The organism is Burkholderia sp. BCC1999 (assembly GCF_905339975.1).
Lineage (GTDB): Bacteria > Pseudomonadota > Gammaproteobacteria > Burkholderiales > Burkholderiaceae > Burkholderia.
Genome location: NZ_CAJPHP010000002.1, coordinates 176,196 through 195,849 on the forward strand (window position 1 = coordinate 176,196; position 19,654 = coordinate 195,849).

General features: G+C 67.7%; 17 protein-coding genes. 7 read left to right on the forward strand and 10 right to left on the reverse strand.

Translation table 11 applies throughout. The features are described from left to right. Positions 1–2: 2 nt before the first annotated feature. Complete coding sequence (locus tag U5809_RS03655; protein WP_322085564.1) at positions 3–446, reverse strand: heme-binding protein; 444 nt, start codon at positions 444–446, stop codon at positions 3–5. Between the two features lie 95 nt (positions 447–541). Here U5809_RS03655 and U5809_RS03660 point away from each other — a divergent pair, with 95 nt between their 5' ends. The 4 genes from U5809_RS03660 (at position 542) to U5809_RS03675 (ending at position 6,272) form a co-directional block, all read left to right on the forward strand. Next, on the forward strand, positions 542–1,456 hold the full coding sequence (locus tag U5809_RS03660) for a LysR family transcriptional regulator (protein ID WP_322085565.1): 915 nt from the start codon (positions 542–544) through the stop codon (positions 1,454–1,456). Between the two features lie 80 nt (positions 1,457–1,536). Continuing rightward, positions 1,537–1,971, forward strand: a complete 435-nt coding sequence (locus U5809_RS03665; RefSeq protein WP_322085566.1) for a hypothetical protein — start codon at positions 1,537–1,539, stop codon at positions 1,969–1,971. A 429-nt stretch (positions 1,972–2,400) separates the two neighbouring features. Further along, positions 2,401–4,995 (forward strand): bifunctional lysylphosphatidylglycerol flippase/synthetase MprF, encoded by a 2,595-nt coding sequence (mprF, locus tag U5809_RS03670; protein ID WP_322085567.1) that lies wholly within the window; start codon positions 2,401–2,403, stop codon positions 4,993–4,995. Further along, positions 4,992–6,272: a virulence factor family protein gene (locus U5809_RS03675; RefSeq protein ID WP_322085568.1), complete on the forward strand. Its 1,281-nt coding sequence runs from the start codon at positions 4,992–4,994 to the stop codon at positions 6,270–6,272. Before mprF ends, U5809_RS03675 begins: the two co-directional genes overlap by 4 nt. Positions 6,273–6,351: 79 nt before the next feature. Here the strand turns inward: U5809_RS03675 and U5809_RS03680 are convergent, their stop codons facing one another. From U5809_RS03680 to uxuA, 6 genes are all read right to left on the reverse strand, one after another. Beyond that, positions 6,352–6,789: a DUF934 domain-containing protein gene (locus U5809_RS03680; RefSeq protein WP_322085569.1), complete on the reverse strand. Its 438-nt coding sequence runs from the start codon at positions 6,787–6,789 to the stop codon at positions 6,352–6,354. Further along, positions 6,786–8,570, reverse strand: a complete 1,785-nt coding sequence (locus U5809_RS03685) for a nitrite/sulfite reductase (RefSeq protein ID WP_322085570.1) — start codon at positions 8,568–8,570, stop codon at positions 6,786–6,788. The genes U5809_RS03680 and U5809_RS03685 overlap by 4 nt, the downstream gene beginning before the upstream one ends. 205 nt (positions 8,571–8,775) lie before the next feature. Continuing rightward, positions 8,776–9,171, reverse strand: a complete 396-nt coding sequence (locus tag U5809_RS03690; RefSeq protein WP_282509443.1) for a hypothetical protein — start codon at positions 9,169–9,171, stop codon at positions 8,776–8,778. Between the two features lie 101 nt (positions 9,172–9,272). Next, complete coding sequence (locus U5809_RS03695) at positions 9,273–10,706, reverse strand: PLP-dependent aminotransferase family protein (RefSeq protein ID WP_322085571.1); 1,434 nt, start codon at positions 10,704–10,706, stop codon at positions 9,273–9,275. Positions 10,707–10,831: 125 nt separating this feature from the next. Further along, complete coding sequence (locus tag U5809_RS03700) at positions 10,832–12,142, reverse strand: MFS transporter (protein WP_322085572.1); 1,311 nt, start codon at positions 12,140–12,142, stop codon at positions 10,832–10,834. 71 nt (positions 12,143–12,213) lie between these two features. Further along, positions 12,214–13,275 carry a mannonate dehydratase gene (gene uxuA / locus U5809_RS03705; protein ID WP_322085573.1) on the reverse strand — a complete coding sequence of 354 codons (1,062 nt, stop codon included), beginning with the start codon at positions 13,273–13,275 and terminating at the stop codon, positions 12,214–12,216. A 267-nt stretch (positions 13,276–13,542) separates the two neighbouring features. Here uxuA and U5809_RS03710 point away from each other — a divergent pair, with 267 nt between their 5' ends. From U5809_RS03710 to U5809_RS03720, 3 genes are all read left to right on the forward strand, one after another. Further along, on the forward strand, positions 13,543–14,265 hold the full coding sequence (locus U5809_RS03710; protein ID WP_322085574.1) for a FadR/GntR family transcriptional regulator: 723 nt from the start codon (positions 13,543–13,545) through the stop codon (positions 14,263–14,265). A gap of 161 nt (positions 14,266–14,426) precedes the next feature. Continuing rightward, entirely contained in the window at positions 14,427–15,557 is a 1,131-nt protein-coding gene (locus tag U5809_RS03715; protein ID WP_322085575.1) for an extracellular solute-binding protein, read from the forward strand. After that, positions 15,554–17,329 carry a GGDEF domain-containing protein gene (locus tag U5809_RS03720; protein ID WP_322085576.1) on the forward strand — a complete coding sequence of 592 codons (1,776 nt, stop codon included), beginning with the start codon at positions 15,554–15,556 and terminating at the stop codon, positions 17,327–17,329. The genes U5809_RS03715 and U5809_RS03720 overlap by 4 nt, the downstream gene beginning before the upstream one ends. A 97-nt stretch (positions 17,330–17,426) precedes the next feature. On the opposite strand, the gene U5809_RS03725 is transcribed toward U5809_RS03720, so the two are convergent. The 3 genes from U5809_RS03725 to U5809_RS03735 form a co-directional block, all read right to left on the reverse strand. Next, positions 17,427–17,726, reverse strand: coding sequence for a DUF4148 domain-containing protein (locus U5809_RS03725; protein WP_322085577.1), 300 nt, complete (start codon positions 17,724–17,726; stop codon positions 17,427–17,429). 279 nt (positions 17,727–18,005) lie between these two features. Next, positions 18,006–18,260 carry a hypothetical protein gene (locus tag U5809_RS03730; RefSeq protein WP_027791787.1) on the reverse strand — a complete coding sequence of 85 codons (255 nt, stop codon included), beginning with the start codon at positions 18,258–18,260 and terminating at the stop codon, positions 18,006–18,008. A 53-nt stretch (positions 18,261–18,313) separates the two neighbouring features. Next, the gene (locus U5809_RS03735) at positions 18,314–19,633 is read right to left on the reverse strand and encodes a D-serine ammonia-lyase (RefSeq protein ID WP_322085725.1); all 1,320 of its coding nucleotides are present in this window, start codon (positions 19,631–19,633) and stop codon (positions 18,314–18,316) included. Between the last annotated feature and the right edge of the window lie 21 nt (positions 19,634–19,654).

The following is a 19,654-nucleotide window of genomic DNA, read 5'->3' on the forward strand; positions in this document are numbered from 1 at the left end:
GCTTACCCTGTGGTTTGGAGGTGGAGCGTTGCCGGAAAGCGGTCGCGGCCGTGTTGCGCGATCGCGGTGTCTTCGTCGACGCTGCCGCCCGAGACACCGATCGCGCCCACGCAGCGCCCGTTGCCGTCGAAGAGCGGTTCGCCGCCGCCGAACGTGACGAGCCCGCCGTGGCTGTGCTCGATGCCGCGCAGCGGACCGTCGCCCGACATCGCGCCGAGTGCGCCGGTCGAGGCACGGAAGCGGATTGCCGTCAGCGCCTTGCGCTGCGCGAGATCGATCGCACCGAGGAAGCAGTCGTCGGTGCGCACGAAGGCGAGCAGGTTTGCGCCGGCATCGACGACTGCAATGGCGATGCCGACGACTTGCAGCGACGCGGCATGCGCGAGGGCGGCATCGATCGTGCGACGGGCGGCTGCGAGCGGCAGTGCGGCGGTGAGCGGGTCCATGCAAGGCTCCGGTGGGACGACAGCGCCAGTGTAGGCAGTAGCGGTATATGGGAGAATCCACATTCCGCTCGAAAGAGTTTCAAGTTTTTCTAATGATGAGCCGACGCGATCCGATGGCCGGGCTGCACGTGTTCATGACCGTTGCGACGGCCGGCAACTTCACGCGCGCGGCCGCCGCGCTCGGCCTGACGCCGGCTGCCGTCAGCCTCGCGATCGGGCAGCTCGAGGGCGAGCTGAACGTGAAGCTGTTCAACCGCAGCACGCGCGGCGTGAGCCTGACGGAAGCCGGACAGCGCTACTGGCGGCAGACGGAGCCCGCGTACCGGCAGGTCATGCAGGCGCGCGACGAGCTGAAGGATGCCCGCAGCGAGCCGAGTGGCGTGTTGCGCGTCACCGCGCTGCCGCTGGCGCGCGCGCTCGTGATCGCGCCGGTGCTGGCCGTATTCCGCGAGCGCTATCCGAAAGTGCGGCTGGAGATCCGCTACGAGAACGAACTGGTCGACATCGCGAAGGACGGGTTCGATGCGGGGATTCGCCTCGCCGACCGGCTGCAGCCCGGGACGATCGGCGTGCGCATCGCGCCGGCGCTTTCGTGCGCGCTGGTCGCGTCACCCGGTTACCTCGCGCGGTACGGCACGCCCGCGTCGATCGCCGAGCTCGAGCGTCATGCCTGCGTCCGCTTCCGGTTCTCGGAGAGCGGGCGGTTGCACAAATGGCTGCTGCATGACGGGCGCCGCGACGTCGATCTCGATCCGGAAGGCGTATTCGTGACGAACGATGCCGATGCGGTGATCGACGCGGCGCGCGCCGGTGTCGGAATCGCGTTTGCGTTCATGCGCGAACGGATCGAGCAGGACCTGCGCGACGGCACGCTCGTCGAGGTGCTGCCGGGCGCGTGCCGGACGCTGCCGCCGATGTGGCTGTATTACGTGAATCGCAAGCACGTGCCGGCGAAGCTGCGCGCGTTCATCGACGTGCTGCGAGAGCGCGACGGGGCGGATGCGACGTAATCGCATCGTCCGGATGACTGCAGCAATCGCTGTGGCGGCGCATGATGGCGGCTCGATCCACCAAGCCTTGGAGTCGCGTCATGACGGCATCCCCGTATTTCCCGATTCGAACCCTCGTGATCGCCGCGGCGCTGGCGGCCGCCGCGATCTGGTGCGCTCCAGCCATCGGCCAGACGTCGAGCGTGCCGGCCGGCTCGGCCAATGCGACGCCTGACAACGCGATATTGCTGACGGTTTTCCTGAAACACGACCAGTCGCGGCCACTTGCCGAGCTGAATGCGCAACTCGCGAAGCAGGGGTTCTACAAGGCGTTTCCGCCGCCGGGCGTCGAAGTGGTGAGCTGGACCGTGACGATGGGGATCGGACAGATCGTCGTGCTGCGGCTGCCGGCATCGCGGCTGCGTGAGGTCAATCGGGTGCTCGAGGATACGGCGTGGGGTGCTTATCGGACGGAGTTCTATCCGACTTACGACTACAAGGCGATCGCGTTGGGGGAGCGTGAGCGGGGGAAGTGACGCGCAGCCGTGTATTCCAGTGACGACGAAGCACGGGGGCAGGCGCTCCGAATCGACCCGTCCCCATTCCCGAAACGCCCCGCGCCATCACGTTTTCGTCCTCGCCAGCCGCACCCCGTCCGGCAATTTTCTCCCAAATGCATCACAAGTCATTCATCCGATGAAAAATCCACGCCAGTTCCCGGTATGATGCGCACCTCGCGCGTGATCGGCCGTCGAACTTTGATGCGACATTGATACACGCAGCGCTACAAATCCGCACAACGAGCGCGTGAAAGATTTTGTAATATAAGACCCGTATACTTGTAAGTTCTGATTCAGGCGCTCCCTGCCTTTTCTTCCGGCTGACCGCCCACGCAGAACAACCAGATTCGTCGCCGCCTGGCCTTCTTGCGCCGCGACACGCTATGCACCACCACTGAACAACTTATGTCTTCCCGCCACTCAGGTTCGCCCGGCCGTGCCGCGGCGGTGATCGCCCGTGTCCGGGCGCTGATCCGCAACGAGCGCGTGCTGTCGCCGCTGCTCGCGCTCGGCATCGGCTTGCTGCTGATCGTGGTTTTCCAGCATCTGTCGGAATCCGTCGACTACCGGTCGGTGATCCGCCAGTTGCGTCACATGTCCGTCAGCGAGTGGGGGGCGTCGCTGGCCGCGACGGCCCTCAGCTATCTCGCGCTCGTCGCCCGTGACGCGGTCGGCCTGCGCTATGTCGCCGCGAAGGTGCCGCGCGTCGCGTTGTGGATCGGCGCGATCGCCGGTTCCGCACTCGGCAACGCAACCGGCTTCGGCGCGCTCACGGGCGGCGCGGTCCGCGCCCGCGTGTACGGCGTGTCGGGTGTCACGCCCGCGCAGATCGGCCGGATGACGGTGTTCACGAGCGGCACGCTGGCGCTCGCGATGGTGTTGATGACGGCAGTCGGCATGGTCTGCGTGCCGGAGGCGCTTGCCGCGATGCTGCATGTCGCGCCCGGCGTGCTGACGTGGGGCGGCGCCGCGCTGCTCGTGATACTGGCCGCGATGGTCGCGATGTGCGGCAGCGCGGCGCGACCGGTCGTCACGCGCTTCAAGTGGCTGTCGTTCGACGTGCCCGCGCGGCGCGATCTCGTCGCGCAGGTCGTCTACGCGGTGCTCGACGTCGTCGCCGCGGGCCTGACACTGTGGGTGCTGCTGCCGGCCGCACCGGTCGGCTTCCCGACTTTCATCACCGTCTACGCAGCCGCGCTGCTGCTCGGGATGATCGGCCATACGCCGGGCGGGATCGGCGTGTTCGAAGCCGCGATGGTGTTCACGCTCGGCCGCGAAGTGCCCGCGCACGCGATGGTCGCCGCGCTGATCGCGTATCGCGCAATCTATTTCGGCGTGCCGCTCGTGCTGTCGGCCGGCCTGCTGGCCGGTTTCGAGGGCCGCGCGCTGCGCCGCCGGCTCGTCACGCGGCAGGCCGTGCGCGTGTCGCAGCTCGCACCGGTGTTCCTGAGCCTCGTGACGTTCGCGGTCGGCGGGATGCTGGTGATCTCGAGCGCGACGCCTGCGTTCTGGCACCGGATCGCGATCCTGCGCCATATCGTGCCGTTATGGGTGCTCGAAGGCTCGCAGGTGATCTGCAGCGTGCTCGGCGTCGCGCTGCTGTTCGTCGCGCGCGGGCTGCTGCGGCGGCTCGACGGCGCGTGGTGGATGACCTTCGCGCTGACGCTCGCGAGCCTCGCGCTGTCGCTGGCGAAGGGCCTCGCGTTCGTCGAGGCCGGCGTGCTCGGCACGCTGCTCGTGCTGCTGCTCGTCAGCCGCCGCCGTTTCAACCGCCATTCGTCGCTGCTCGCCGAGCGCTTCACGGTGAGCTGGTTCGTGTCCGTGACGATGGTACTGATGCTGGCCGTGTGGGTGCTGTTCTTCGCGTTCCGCGACGTGCCGTACACGCGCGAGCTGTGGTCGCATTTCTCGTTCGACGCGCGCGCGCCGCGTGCGCTGCGCGCGACGCTTGCGTCCGGCGTGTTCGTTGCGCTGTTCGCGCTGTGGCAATTGCTGCGCCCGGCGCCCGGCCGGTTCGTGAAGCCCGTGCCGCAGGACCTGTTCGACGCCGAACGGATCATCCGCGCGCAGGAGTGCAGCGATGCGGGCCTCGCGCTGATGGGCGACAAGTCGTTCCTGTTTTCGGAATCGCGCCAGGCCTTCCTGATGTATGCCAAGAACGGCCGCACGTGGGCCGCGCTGCACGACCCGGTCGGGCCGCGCGAGGAGTGGCCGGCGCTGATCAGCAAGTTCATCGCGCTCGCGCACGCGCACAGCGGTCGCGCGGCGTTCTACCAGGTGCGCGCGAACGCGCTGCCGTTGTATCTCGACGCAGGCCTCACGCTGATGAAGCTCGGCGAGGAAGCGCATATCGCACTCGACCGGTTCGACCTGAAGGGCTCGAACCGGTCGCACCTGCGCTACGCGCTGCGCCGCGGCGACAAGGACGCGCTGGCGGTCGAGGTGATCGCCCCGGGCGACGTGCCGGCCGCGCTGCCGGCGCTGCGCGATATCTCCAACGGCTGGCTCGACAGCCGCGATGCGCGCGAGAAGAGCTTCTCGGTGGCCGCGTTCCATGACGGCTATCTCGCGACGCAGTCGGTGATGCTCGTGCGGCAGGCCGACAAGCCGATCGCGTTCGTCACGTTCATGACGACCGACCTCAACACCGAGGCGACGGTCGGCGTGATGCGCCATCTGCCGGACGCGTCGCCGTACGCGATGGAATATCTGTTTACGCAGCTCGCGCTGCATCTGAAGGAAGCGGGTTTCCGCAAGCTGAGCCTGGGCATCGCGCCGTTCTCGGGGATGGGGGCGGCGAAGATGCCGTCGCCGTGGCACCGGCTCGGCCTGATGGTCTGGCGCTTCGGCGGCCGCTTCTACAACTTCCGCGGCTTGCGCGCTTTCAAGAGCAAGTTCGAACCGCACTGGGAGCCGCGTTATCTTGCGGCCTCGGGCTCGGTCGGCGTGTTCGTCACGCTTGCGGATCTGTCATTGCTGGCTGGAGGTCGGCGTTCATGAGTTTGAAGAAGGGAATCGCGCGGGCGGCAGCCGCCTGCGCGGGAATGATGCTGGCCGGCGCCGCGTGCGCCACGCAGCCGGCCGCCGTGAAAGCCGAAACCGTGTCGGGCGGTCGTTATGGGCCCGTCACCGTGACCAAGCCGAGCGGGCCGCTGCGCGGATTCGTCGTGCTGTTCTCGCGTGAGGCCGGATGGAATGCGGCCGATCAGCAGGCGGCCGACGCGCTCGCGAAAGCCGGTGCGATGACGGTCGGCGTCGATTCCGAGCGTTATGCGATGAATCTCGCCGCGAAGCAGGAGACCTGCCACCACCTCGACGGCGACGCCGAGGCGGTCAGCCACCAGCTCGAACGTCTCGCGCAGTCGTCGCGTTATTTCACGCCGATCGTCGCGGGTGTGGGCCAGGGCGGCGCGATCGCGAAGCAGATCCTGTCGATGGCGCCGGAGAACACGATTGCCGGCGTCGTATCGGTCGACCCGGCCGCGAAGCTCGATCCGCGCTTCAGGCCGTGTCCGCCCGATCCGACGATCGTGCGCCGCGCAATGCCGGGCTTCGTCGAAACGGCGGCCGCGGGCGACAACACGAAGTTCGCGTCGCTCGTCACGGCGCACCTGCGCGACACCAGCAGCGGCGACGAACTCGACGTGTCGGATCTGCCGCTCGTCGAGCTGCCGGCCAAGGGCGGCAGCGACCGGCTCGCGATCGTGATCTCGGGCGACGGCGGCTGGCGCGATCTCGACAAGACGATCGCGGAGGCGCTGCAGCGCGACGGCGTGTCGGTGGTCGGCATCGACAGCCTGCGCTATTTCTGGAGCGAGAAGCCGCCGGCGCAAGTGAGCCGCGATCTCGCACGCGTGATGCGCACGTACACGGCGCGCTGGCATGCGAGCCGCGTGGCGCTGGTCGGTTACTCGTTCGGCGCCGACGTGATGCCGTTCGCGTACAACCGGCTGCCGGCCGACTTGCGCGACAAGGTCGCGGTGATGTCGCTGCTCGGCTTCGCGCCGTCCGCCGATTTCCAGATCCGCGTGACGGGCTGGCTCGGCATGCCGGCGAGCGACAAGGCGCTGAAGGTCGCGCCGGAAATCGCGAAGGTGCCGCCGCAGCTCGTGCAGTGCTTCTATGGCGCGGAAGAGAAGGACACGATGTGCCCGGCGCTGGTGAACACGGGCGCCGACGTGATCAAGACGCAGGGCGATCACCACTTCGGCCGCGACTACCTCGCGCTCGAGAAGAAGATTCTCAGCGCGTTCGGCAAGCCAGTGGCGGCGCGCTGAACGCCGGCGCCCGCGTCACGGCGGGCACCGGCCGGATTGCTTCCGGTTCTTCGTACGGGCGGCCAGTGTGCCGCCCGTTTCATTTTCCGGCTGGCGCTGCCGCACCCTGCGGTGGCATCGCCGCTCTCGCATCGCGCTGATAGAAGCCCGGAAACCGGTCGAGTTGCCGCCGCGCGGCCGCGATATCGGTATCGTCGCCGAGCACGGCGCTCGAAAACCCAGTGCGTTCCATCAGCAGCAACTGGTCGACCAGCACTTCGCCGGTCGCGCGCAGGTCGCCCGTGAAGGCGTAGCGCTTGCGCAGCAGATAAGCCTGGCTGTACGCGCGGCCGTCGGTGAACGACGGAAACTGCAGGTCGATGCGTGTGGCTTGCGCGATTTGCGCGGCGAGCGGCGGCAATTCCTCGTCGTTGCCGATCGTCAGCGTCGCGTGGTCGTGCGGCCGTGTGTCGCCGGCGTGTTCGGCCGGCGTCAGCAGGCGGATGCGCGCGTGTGTGTTCGACGTTTCCTGGTTCATGCGTGTTCTGCCTGATGGCGCGCGTCGTTCGCTGCGGCCTTGAAGGGTTCCGCGCCGATGCGGCGCACGGTGTCGATGAATCGTTCGCTGCGGCCGTTCGTGTCGATTCGCGCGTCGAGGTAAGCGTTGACGATTGCATCGACGACATCGACGATTTCGTCCGCCGAGAACGACGGGCCGATCACCTTGCCTGGCCGCGCGGGGCCGCTCGCGGCCGAGCCGTCCGACCCGCCGAGCGTCACCTGGTACCACTCGGCGCCGTCCTTGTCGACGCCGAGGATGCCGAGGTGCCCGCTGTGATGATGGCCGCACGAATTGATGCAGCCGCTGATGTGTAGGTCGATGTCGCCGATGTCGTGCAGCAGGTCGAGATCCTGGAAACGCTCGGTGATCGCGTCGGCGACCGGAATCGAGCGCGCGTTCGCGAGCGCGCAGAAATCGCCGCCGGGGCACGCGATCATGTCGGTCAGCAGCCCGACGTTCGCGCTCGCGAGCCCGATCGCACGCGCGTTCTCCCACAGCAGGAACAGGTCGTCGACGTGCACCCACGGCAGCACGACGTTCTGCGTGTGCGTGACGCGCGCCTCGCCGGCCGAGAAGCGGTCGGCGAGATCGGCGAGAGCGTCGAGCTGATCGGGCGATGCGTCGCCAGGCGCCTGCAGGCGGCGCTTGAACGACAGCGTGACGATGCGCAGCGCCGGATCGCGATGCGCGGCGACGTTGCGGGCGAGCCAGCGCGCGAATGCCGGATGACGGGCCGCCTGCGCGGATACGCGCGCATTTGCATCGGACAGATCGAGCGTGCGCGGCTTGAGCCGCGGCGGGACGAACGACGCGGCGACGCGATCGAACTCGGCCTGCGGGATCGTGTGCGGGCCGCCGTCGAGGACGACGATCTGGCGGAACTCCTCCTCGACGTCGTCGATGTAGCGCTGCCCCTCGGTCTTCACGAGGATCTTGATGCGCGCCTTGTACTTGTTGTCGCGGCGCCCGTAGCGGTTGTACACGCGGACGATCGCCTCGATGTAGTTCATCACGTGCTGCCACGGCAGGAACGCGCGCAGCAGCGTCGCGATCATCGGCGTGCGGCCCATCCCGCCGCCGACGCTCACGCGAAAACCGAGCGCACCCGTGTCGTCGCGCACGAGCTGCAGCCCGACGTCGTGCCAGTCGGTCGCCGCGCGGTCTTCCGTGGCGCCGGTGATCGCGATCTTGAACTTGCGCGGCAGGAACGCGAATTCGGGGTGCAGTGTCGTCCACTGGCGCATCACTTCGGCGAACGGGCGCGGATCGGCGATTTCGTCCGGCGCGACGCCGGCGCGCTCGTCGCACGAGATATTGCGGATGCAGTTGCCGCTCGTCTGGATGCCGTGCATGTCGACGGTTGCGAGCAGGTCCATCACGTCGGCCGCTTTCGCGAGCGGAATCCAGTTGAACTGCACGTTGGTGCGTGTCGTGAAGTGCGCGCTGCGGGTCGGCAGGCGCAACGTGCCGAGCAGCGCCTGTGCGTCGCGCGCGGCGCGGTAGGTGGCGTCGTCGGGCACGTCGTAGTCGCGCGCGATGCGCGCCAGCACACGAAGCTGCGCGCTCGACAGCTCGCCGTACGGCACGGCGACGCGCAGCATCGGCGCGTGGCGTTGCACATACCAGCCGTTCTGCAGCCGCAGCGGCCGGAATGCGTCTTCGCTCAGCGTGCCGTGCTGCCAGCGTTCGAGCTGGTCGCGGAACTGGGCGGCGCGGCTGTGCACGAGCGCCCGGTCGAAATCGGTATATCGATACATGACGTGATACGCGAGAAGCGCCGCGACGCGGAGTGCGCGCGGCTCGGACAGACGTTGCGACGGGTGTCAGGCAACGGAAGACAGCGTAGGGAACGCGGGGCGGCGGGACAAGCAGCAGATCGGGACGAAAAAGGCGCAGCAGATGGCCCACGGCATGCAGGCGTCGGCGGGGGAGACCGGGCATGCGACCATGCCCGTGGCGCGGTCAGACGCTGGCGTCGACGACGAGCGCGGGATCGAGCGCTCGGATGCGCTGATCGATGAAGTAGCCGCCGCCTTCCTGGTAACGCAGGAACAAACGACCGCACGAGCGGCAGCGGCTGACGGTGCAGCGGTTGTACGGGAAATGGCGCAGGGCGATCGGCGCATCGTCCGACGCGTAGCGCGTGCCGGCCGGATGATGTTCCGCATAGGTCGGCTCGGCATCATCGGGCGGCGCGAGCGTGGCGACTTCGATCAGTTGCGCATCCTGCAGCGACAGCGGCAGGGTCGTCCATCCGGCGAGCGAAGTCTTCGTGCACGTGCACGACTGCGTGACGTGCGCCGCTTCGGTCGCCAGTTTCAACAGTGCGTCGTGATCGAGGTAAGGCAGTTGGCTCATGGGAAATCGTGAAGGAGCGGCGGGATCAGCAATGTAACCCGAGCGCGGGTTGCCTGCATGGCAGCGACGCAGGCGGCGCACACCGCACCTGCCGTGAACGGTCAGCCTGCCTTGCGGACCGAAGGCTGCGCGACCAGTTCGCCGAGCACGCGTATCGCCTGCTCGATGTCGCGGCTCCACGGATGGCCGAAGTTCACGCGCACGCAGCGCTCGAAGCCGTGCGCGGCCGAAAACAGCGGCCCCGGCGCGAAGCTGATCCCGCGTGCGATCGCCTGGCGATGCAGCTCCATCGCGTCGATCGCGTCGGGAAACGCGAGCCACAGGAAGTACCCGCCGTCGGGCCGCACCCATTCGACGCCGGGCGGCAGCCAGCGCCGCAGCGCGTCGTCCATCCGGTCGAGCTGCGCGTGCAGCGCGCCGCGCAGCTTGCGCAGATGGCGGTCGTAGCCGCCATGCTCGAGATAGTTCGCGATGCCGGCCTGCGCGGGAATGCTCGCCGACAGCGTCGTCATCAGCTTGAGCCGCTGCACCTTCTCGGCGAAGCGGCCGGCGGCGGCCCAGCCGATCCGGTAGCCGGGCGCAAGCGTCTTCGAGAACGAACTGCAGTGCATCACGAGGCCGTGTCGATCGAACGCGCGTGCCGGCAGCGGATACTCGGGGCCGAAATGCAGCTCGCCGTACACGTCGTCCTCGATCAGCGGCACCTCGCGCGCCGCGAGCATGTCGACGAGCGCGCGTTTCTTGTCGGCGGACAGCGTGACGCCGGTCGGATTCTGGAAATTGGTCATGAACCAGCACGCACGGATGTCGTGCCGGTCGAGTGCGTTTGCGAGCGCATCGAGATCGAGGCCCGTACGCGGATCGACGGGAATCTCGACGGCGCGCAGGTCGAGCCGTTCGATCGCCTGCAGTGCCGCATAGAAGCCGGGCGCTTCGACCGCGACGACGTCACCGGGCCGCGTGACGGCCATCAGGCACAGGTTCAGCGCTTCGAGCGCGCCGTTCGTGACGACGATCTCGTCGATCGGCTGCGAGATGCCGGTGGCGAGATAACGTCGCGCGATCTGCTGGCGCAGCGCCTCGTTGCCGGGCGGCAGGTCGACGACCGTGCTCCATGGGCTCACGAGCCGCGTGGCCTGTGCGAGCGATTTCGCCAGACGCGGTAGCGGAAACAGTTGCGGCGCGGGGAATGCGGAACCGAGCGGCACGATGCCGGGCTGAGTGGCCGCATCGAGAACCGAGAACACGAGGCTGCTGATGTCGACCTTGCGCGTGGCGCCGGCGCGGCTCGAGCGGCGCTTCGCGGCGGGGCCCGGCTCCGGCTTGGCGCCCGGCGCAACGTAGTAGCCCGAGCGTTCGCGGGCACGAATCAATCCCCACTGTTCGAGCAGGTAATACGCGCGAAATACCGTCGACTGGCTCACGCCATGCTGCGCGATGATCTGCCGCAGCGACGGCAGGCGCGTGCCGACGGCAAGGTTGCCGTTGCGGATGTCGTCGGCGATCGTATGGGCGAGGGTTTCGTAGCGTTTCATCGGCTGGGCGGAGCGCGCCGTCGCCGCACGGGCCGAAGTGGCGCCGCGCCGGCAGGCGCGGGTCATTGTCCGACGGGCGGGAAGAAAAGGAAAGCGCGCGGTGCCGGCCGCACTTTCCCGAAGCATCAGGCCGCGCTCGGCTCGGCATTCCGCCGGTTTGCGCCGCCACGCAGCGGCGGCAGCGGCTCGACCTTGCCGACGATGAACAGGTACGACAGCGCGCCGACGACGCACAACGCGCCGGCCACCGCGAGCGGTACGACGAACGAGCCTTTCGTGATCGACAGCATCACGCCCGTGAACGTCGTGATGAAGATCCCCGCGAGATTGCCCGCGAAGTTCTGGATGCCGCCGAGCGACGCGACATGGGCGGGTGTCGGCGCGACTTCGCCGACGAGCGTCCACACGTTGGCGCCGGCGAACGACAGGCTGGCATACGCGAGTGCGAACAGCCCGAGGCACGCCCACACGTTTTCGACGAACGCCGACAGCGCGATCGACGACGACAGCAGCATCCCGAGCACGAGGCAGGTCTTGCGCGCGGCGGTCGCGCTCCAGCCGCGGCGGAACAGGCTGTCCGACACGTAGCCGCCGAGCCAGCCGCCCGGAATCGCGAGCAGCGCGGGCAGCATGCCCCACGTGCCGAGCGACGCGAGCGAGAAGCCGCGCGACTGCAGCAGGTAGCTCGGAAACCACGTGATGAAGAAGTAGATCGCGAAGTTCAGGCAGAACAGGCCGATCATCATCCCCCACACGGTGCGGTAGCGGAACAGGTCGAGCCACGACACCTTCGGGCCGTCGGTTGCGTCCGCAACGGCCGGTGCGGCGCGTTGCGCGAGCAGCGCATCGACGGCATCGGGCGCAATCGCGCGATAGCGTTCCGGGTCGCGATAGACGAACCACCACACCAGTGCCCACACGATGCCGATGCCGCCCGTGATCACGAACGACCCGCGCCAGCCGACGATCGAGATCAGCCACGCGACGAGCGGCAGCGACAGCGCGGAGCCGACGCGCGAGCCGCTGTCGAAGATGCTGCTTGCGAGCCCGCGTTCGCTGCGCGGGAACCAGTTGAACGCGACCTTCGCGAACGACGGGATCGCGGCCGCTTCGCCGACGCCGAGCATCAGCCGCACGCCGACGAGTTGCGCGAGGCCGCGCGCGGCGCCCGTCGCGACGGTGAACACCGACCACCAGCCGACGGCCAGCGCGAGGCTCACGCGCACGCCGACCTTGTCGATGAACCAGCCGGCCGGCAGTTGCAGGAACGCGTAGGTCCAGAAGAACGCGCTCAGCACGAGCCCCATGCCGACCGCGTCGAGGCCGAGGTCGGCGCGAATGCTGGGCGCCGCGATCGCGAGGTTCGCGCGGTCGATGAAGTTGATGACGTTGGCCAGGAAGCACATCAGGATCATGGCCCATCGGATGCGTGGCATGCGGTGTCTCCGTGCGGAATGTCGTGACGGGCGAACGGCGATCCGCTGCGCCGGCCGCCTCGATGGGCGGATTACCGTGCCGCGTGCGGTGTGGTGTCGAACTTCGCGAGCGCTTCCCACAGGCCGTTCAGGTACACCGCGCCGAGCGCGCGGTCGTACAGGCCATAGCCGGGCTTGCCCGTTTCGCCCCAGATCATGCGGCCGTGGTCGGGGCGCACGTAGCCGGTGAAGCCGGTGTCATGGTATGCCTTTACGATCGCGGCGATGTCGAGCGAGCCGCAGTTCGACAGGTGCGCGGTTTCCTCGAAATTGCCGTTCGCGTCGACCTTCACGTTGCGGATGTGCGCGAAGTGGATGCGGCCCATCGCGCCGAATTCGCGCACCAGCGCTTCGACATCGTTCTGCGGGCCCGCGCCGAGCGAGCCCGAGCACAGCGTCAGCCCGTTCGCGGGCGTGTCGACGATGCGCAGGATCCGCGCGAGATCGTCGCGGTTCTTCACGATGCGCGGCAACCCGAAGATCGGGCGCGGCGGATCGTCGGGGTGGATCGCCATCTTCACGCCGGCTTCCTCGGCCACCGGGATGATCGCCTTCAGGAAGTACTCGAGGTTGGCCCACAGTGCGGCTTCGTCGACGTCGCGATAGTCGGCGAGCAGCGCCTGCAGCTGTTCGGGCCGGTAGCTCGAATCCCAGCCGGGCAGCGCGATACCGTCGTTCGGATCGATCCGGTCGACCGCGTCGGTGCTGAACGCGAGGCAGGTCGAGCCGTCGTCGAGCGTCTTCGACAGCTCGGTGCGGGTCCAGTCGAACACGGGCATGAAGTTGTAGCAGATGACGCGGATGCCGGCCGCGCCAAGGTGGCGGATCGTCTGGCGGTAGTGGTCGATCAGGCGGTCGCGGCCCGGCTTGCCGAGCTTGATGTCCTCGTGGACGGGCACCGATTCGACGACTTCGAACTGCAGGCCGGCGCGCTCGATCGTCGCCTTCAGCGCATCGATCTTGTGCGTGGGCCAGACCTCGCCCACCGGTTCGTCGTAGATCGCGGACACGATATGCGTGACGCCCGGGATCTGGCGGATGTATTGCAGCGAGACCGGATCGGACTCGCCGTACCAACGGAAAGACATCTTCACTGGAGCGGCTCCTGGCTGGCGGTTCATGCACGGACGACCGGGCGGCAGCGTGCCGGCCCGTCATCGGTGTGCCGATTATGATTGGTATGCCAGTTGTGAGGGATAGTGGTTTACCAGTTATCCGCGCAAGCGCTGGGCAACGTAATGTTTCCGGGGAGGGCCTGCAATCTTGGTCGAACGGCCAATCCGGATGCCGGCCGAAATTGGTGTACCATTTTGGCGATCCGGTGCCGCGACGGCGCCAGCCAGCCCGTTGCGAGCCTTTCGATGACCGATCTTTCCAGCCTGCCCGCCAGTCGTGACGCCGACGCCGCGGACCGCTCCTATATCGGCCTTGCGCGGCAGATTCACGCGATGGTGGCCGCTGGCGCGTTCGAAGCCGGCGCGCGGCTGCCGTCGGAGCGCAGCCTGGCCGACCAGTTCGGCGTGAGCCGCACGCAGGTGCGCGAAGCGATCATCGCGCTCGAGGTGCAGGGGATCGTCGAAGTGCGGATCGGCTCGGGCATCTATGTATCGGCGGCCGATGCCGCGCGGCCGGTGACATTCGAGGTGCCGCGCGGCCCGGGGCCGATCGAGACGCTGCGCGCGCGCGGGCTGATCGAGGCGGAAGTCGCGGCGCTCGCGGCGACCGAACGCAAGGACGCCGATCTCGACCGCCTGTTTTTCTCGCTGACGACGATGCGCGAGCAGATGGACGACAAGACCGCGTACGACGCAGCCGATCGCCAGTTTCATCTGCGGATTGCGGAATCGACCGGCAACACGGTGCTGCTGCACATGATCACTGCGATGTGGGACTGCGCGCGCAGCGATCCGCTGTGGGACAAGATCGAGGAGCATTTTCACTCGACCGCGCTGCGCGAGGCGTCACAGGAGGATCACCAGCGGATCTTCGCGGCGATCATGGCGCGTGACGCAACCGGCGCACGTGAAGCGATGCGTGCGCACCTGTCGCGCGTGATCGCCGAGTTCACGCAGGCGTGGCGCTGACGTTCGTTTTCACGGCCCCAAGCAGGCCGGAGTAACTGCGTCGCATTCCGTCGCCGACGCCGGTGAACGTGCATGCCGCGTACGGCTTCTTCCAATTGCGCGACCGTACGATTTATGGTCTCGTTGCGTGATATCGCATCGGCTCGAAAAAGGACAGTCGAATGCAGCCGGGGGATTCACACGGGGTCCGATTGATCAGGGGAATCGGTGCGCGCATGCGTGCATGCGGTGCCGTGCTCGGGCTGCTCATCATATTGACAATGGGCTTGCTTGCGCCCGCTCCGCCAGCTTTCGCCGCCTCTCCCGAAACCGTCAACGACAACGTGCTGCGCGTGCTCGCGTGGCCCGGCTATGCGGACAGCGACGTCGTCAGCGCGTTCGAGGCCCAGTTCCACGCGCGCGTCGAAGTGACGTTCGTCGACTCCGACGAAGCGCTGTGGTCGCGGATGCACAGCGCGTCGCCCCCGCCGTACGACGTGCTGGCCGCGAATACGGCCGAGATCCAGCGCTATGCACACGAACGGTTGCTCGCGCCGATCGACCTGGCGCGCATCCCGAACCGGCGGCGGCAGTTGCCGAACTTCCAGCAGCTCGCGACGATCGGCGGGCTCGTGCAGGACAGCGAGACCTATGCGATCCCGTTCACGTATTCGTCGATGGGGCTGATCTACGACCGCAAGCAAGTACCGGCCGCGCCGCGCTCGATGCGCGAGCTGTGGAATCCGCGCTACCGCGGCAAGGTGCTCGACTTCAACAGCGCGCAGCACAATTTCTCGTTCACCGCGCTCGCGCTCGGCTATTCCGATCCGTTTCGGCTGTCGTCCACGCAGACGCTTGCGGTCGCGCGCAAGCTGATCGACCTGCGCCGAAACCTGCTGACGTATTACACGCTTCCGGAAGAGGCGACTGCGCTGTTCGTCCAGCATCGCGCGGCGCTGATGTTCGGCAACTACGGCACGCAACAGGTCGAGCTGCTGCGGCGCGCGGGCGCGGACGTCGGCTACGTGATCCCGGAAGAAGGCGCGCTCGCGTGGCTCGACTGCTGGGCCGTCACGCGCGGCGCGCAACGCCCCGAGCTCGCGTTCGCGTGGATCAACTACATGCTCGAACCGGCGATCGGCACGCTGCTGACCGAGCGCCAGGGGCTCGCGAATACGCTCGAGCCGCCGCCGGGCCTCGACACCGGGCACCAGCATCTCGTGTGGCTGCAGCCCGTCGAGAACATCGCGCGCCGCGAATCGTTGTGGAGCCGCATCGTGTCGGGCGACCGGCCGGAGCGGTTCGGAAAATGATCCGCCTCGGGCTCACGTCGAAACTGTCGGTGCTGTTCGCCTGCATCGGCGTGATCGCGTCCGGCACGACCGGCTACTACGCGTATCGCGCCAACCGCGCGATGCTTGTGCAGGAAGCGCAGCACAACCTGCTGATGTCGACACAACTGCTCGGGCAACGCTTCACGACCGCGCTGGCGGACGTTGCCGACGATGCGCTCGTGCTCGCCCAGTTGCCGTCGTCCGCGTTCGTTGCCGGTGGCGACGATCCGGACATCGCACGACGCACGCGACTCGAGCAGGTGTATTACAGCTTCATGCGAAACCATCCGGAATACCTGCAGATCCGCCTGATCGCGAGCGGGCATTTCGGGATCGAACGCATCCGTGTCGATCGCGATGCGCGCGGCATCGTCGTGCTGCCCGAAAACGCATTCCAGGAGAAAGGGCAGTTTTCCTATGTATTCGATACGCTCGCGACGGCGCCCGGCCACATCTACCTGTCGCCGATCGTGATCAACCACGAGACGGGGTCGCACGCGGCCGAAGGACTGCCGATCCTGCGGGTGGGCACGCCGGTCGTCGACACGTCGGGGCGGACGGTCGGCGCGCTCGTCGTCGACGTCGAGCTTTCGCGCGTGTTCGACCGGCTCGAGCGCGACTTGCCGGAAGACTATGCGGTCTATCTCGCGAACGAGTGGGGCGATTTTCTCGTGCATCCCGATCCGGCGCAGACGTTCGGTTTCGATCGCGGCAGGCGCGTGCTGATGCAGGACCGCTTCACAGCCACGCGCGCGTTGTTCGACAACGCGCAAGCGAACGTGACGCTCAATGGTCTCGCTCAGCCCGACGTGGCGCCGGGCCAGATGTACGCGTTCACGCACACGCCGTTCGGGCATGACGAGGGCAACCGCTTCGTCGTGCTCGGCATGGCGCGTCCGCTCGCGGACGTGCTGGCGCCGGCCGGCGTGCTCGGCGAGCGGATCGTCCGGATGGTGCTCGTGTCGAGCCTGCTGGCGGTGATCCTCGCGATCCTGTTCGCGCGTGCGATCACGCGGCCGCTGCAGACGCTGGCGCGTGCCGCGACGCACGTATTCGACGATTCGGCCGCCGAGCAGCTGCCGATCGCGCGCGCCGACGAGATCGGCGTGCTCGCGCGCTGTTTCGACAGCATGCGTGTCGAGATCCGCACGCAGGTCGCGATGCTGCGTGCGAAGCAGCAGGAGCTTGCACACCTCGCCGGCCACGATCCATTGACCGCGCTGCCGAACCGCCTGTTGTTCATGGAGCACCTCGATGCCGCAATCCGGCATGCGGCGGCCGTGCGCGAAGGGCTGGCCGTGATGTTCGTCGACCTCGACCGCTTCAAGCAGATCAATGACCAGCACGGCCACTCGGCCGGCGATCGCACGCTCGTCGCGGTCGCGAAGCGGCTGAGCCTCGTGCTGCGCAACGGCGACATGGTCGCGCGACTCGGCGGCGACGAATTCATCGTGTTGATCGCGGACGTGCGTTCGCCGGCGGTGATCGGCGATGTCGCGTCGCGCATCCAGATCGTGTTGGCCGAGGAACTGGAGTTCGGCGATCGGCGTGTGGCGGTCGGCGCAAGCATCGGCGTCAGCGAGTTTCCGGCCGACGGCGCGTCGGCCGAGGAACTGCTCGTCAAGGCCGACGCGGCGATGTACGCGGCGAAGGCGTCCGCGCAGTGCGCATGCGTGCGTTATCAGGATCTGGTGCGGGGCGGTATCGCGAGGGATGAAGGCGACCGGGTCGCATCGGGCGGCAGCCGCTGATCATCGGTCGGCAAAACATGCGCTGCAAACGCAACGAGCCCGTCACGGACGGGCTCGTTGCATGGCCGGACTGCGCGCGATGCGCGCAGCGGCTGACTTAGTGGCCGAAGTAGACCGAGTCGTGCGCGGTTTGCGGCTTGACGGCCGGTGCGCCACCCTGGACGGTTGCGGCCGGTTGTGCGCCGTAGCCGCTGTTGTCGGCGCCGCGTACGCGGGCTTGGGCGGCCTGGATGTCGGCCGGGTAGTACGGGCTCGACAGGCCCGGCTTGTAGCCGGCGTTTTCGAGCTGGACCAGTTCGTTGCGCACCTGGGCGCGGGTCACGGTGCTTTGGGCGAATGCGCCGAACGAAGCGGACAGGGCAACAGCTGCAACGACTGCGGAAACGAGCGATTTCATGATGACCTCCGATGTTTTTGGCTTTCCGCGTTCGACACCATGTCGTAAGCGGTTGATTACATCGTAGGCTTCGGTGGACCTAGGGTAAACGTGAGTTTTAGTGAAAGATCGTTGCCGGTGGAGTAATAATTCCGCGATAAATCTCTTCGGTCCCCATTGGGTATTGACGGATTTGCAATGGAACGGCGGTGGGGGCGCGGCGCGGACGGCGTGCACGGGCGGGCGCCCGGCGATAGCGGAAAGCGGGGATGGATGCAGGCGGGTGGCGGGGAGGCCGGATCAGACGTCGTCGTCGATTTCCTTGCGCTCCCGGCGTTCCTCGTTGCCGCGGCGCGCGCGCAGGCGCTGCCGCGACAGGACGGCGATCACCTGCTGGGTCGGCGCGCCGGAGGGCAGTTCGTTGCGGATGCGATCGGGCACCATCGGCAGGCCCGCACGCTGCCGGCGCAGCGCCTTGGCGATTGCCCGGCGGCATTCGTCCCCGTGGCAATCCCATTCATCGCGGATTCTCTGGCAATAACGGCATTGTTCCATCCGGACAGTCTAACCGGTCTTCGGGAACGGGGCAGAGCGCCGGGCGGCACGCGTCATGTGCCGGGCACGGCGAGCGCCTTCGCGTGGGACTGGAAGCGGCGGTGTTCTTCCGGCGGAACGAGCGAGCCGCCGGTTGCCCAGATGACGTGCGTGGACGCGCGCATGTCGATCGCGTGGCGGCGCAGGTAGTCCTTGCCGGCCGGCGATTGGGCCAACCAGCCCGGCCCGCCGACGGCGGCTGCGGCCGACGGCTCCAGTTCCACTCCCGTGGCGCGTTGAACCGCGAGCAATTGCGCGTAGAGCTGCGCGTCGCTGACCGTGAAGACGCCCGACAACTGCGACGCCATCAGCGGGCTGACCAGATGCGAGGCCAGTGCGACCGCCAGACCATCGGCTTCGGTCCGGTTGTCGAGGCCGATGTCGTAGACGGACACCGGCGTGCCTGCGCCGGCGGCGAGCTGGACGAGCATGCACGGCGCCGCGACAGGCTCGGCGAAAAAGCAATGAACGTGCTCGCCGAACAGCGCCTTGAGGCCATACGTGATGCCGCCCGGCGCGCCGCCGACTCCGCACGGGAGATGGACGAAGAGCGGATGCGCGGCGTCCACGCGGCGGCCCGATTCGGCAAGCTGCGCGGCGAGATGTCGCGCGCTCGCGGCGTAGCCGAGGAACAGCATCAGCGAGCCTTCGTCGTCGACGAAATGGCCGCGTGGTTGATCGCGCGCCTGCGATCGACCGGCGGCGACCGCGTGCGCGTAATCGCCGTCGTGCTCGACCACGCGGACACCACGGTTGCGCAGGCGCGCTTTCTTCCACGGCTTCGCATCGGTCGACATGTGGACGACCGATTCGAACCCCAGCGCGGCGGCCATCACGCCGATGCTCAGGCCGAGATTGCCGGTGCTGCCCACGACGACGGTATGCGTGGCGAACAACGCGCGCGCGGCGGCCGACGCGAGAATCCGCCGGTCGCCCTCGGGGGCGATCAGCCCGTGTTCGATCGCAATCGACTCGGCGAGCGCGAGCACTTCGTGAAAGCCGCCGCGCGCCTTGATCGAACCGGCGACCGGCAATGCGTCGTCGCGCTTGATGAACCACGCGCCGTGCGCGGCGTCCGTGTGCGACAACGCGTGCTGCAAGCCGTCCGCCGGCATCAGCGGCGATTCGATTTTTCCGGCGGTGGCCGCGAGTTCCGGAAACAGCTCCGCCATCAGCGGCTCGCAGCGCGCCAGTCTCGCTTCGGCGGCGGCGATCGCGTCGAACGCAGGGGCGCCCTGCGGCAACGGGCGGCCGGCTTCCGGGTTCAGCCACAGCAGCGGTTGGCAGGATTGCAGTCTGGCTAATAGATCGGCAGGTTGAAGCGTAGCAGTCACGGAGCGGCCTTGTGTTCGTTG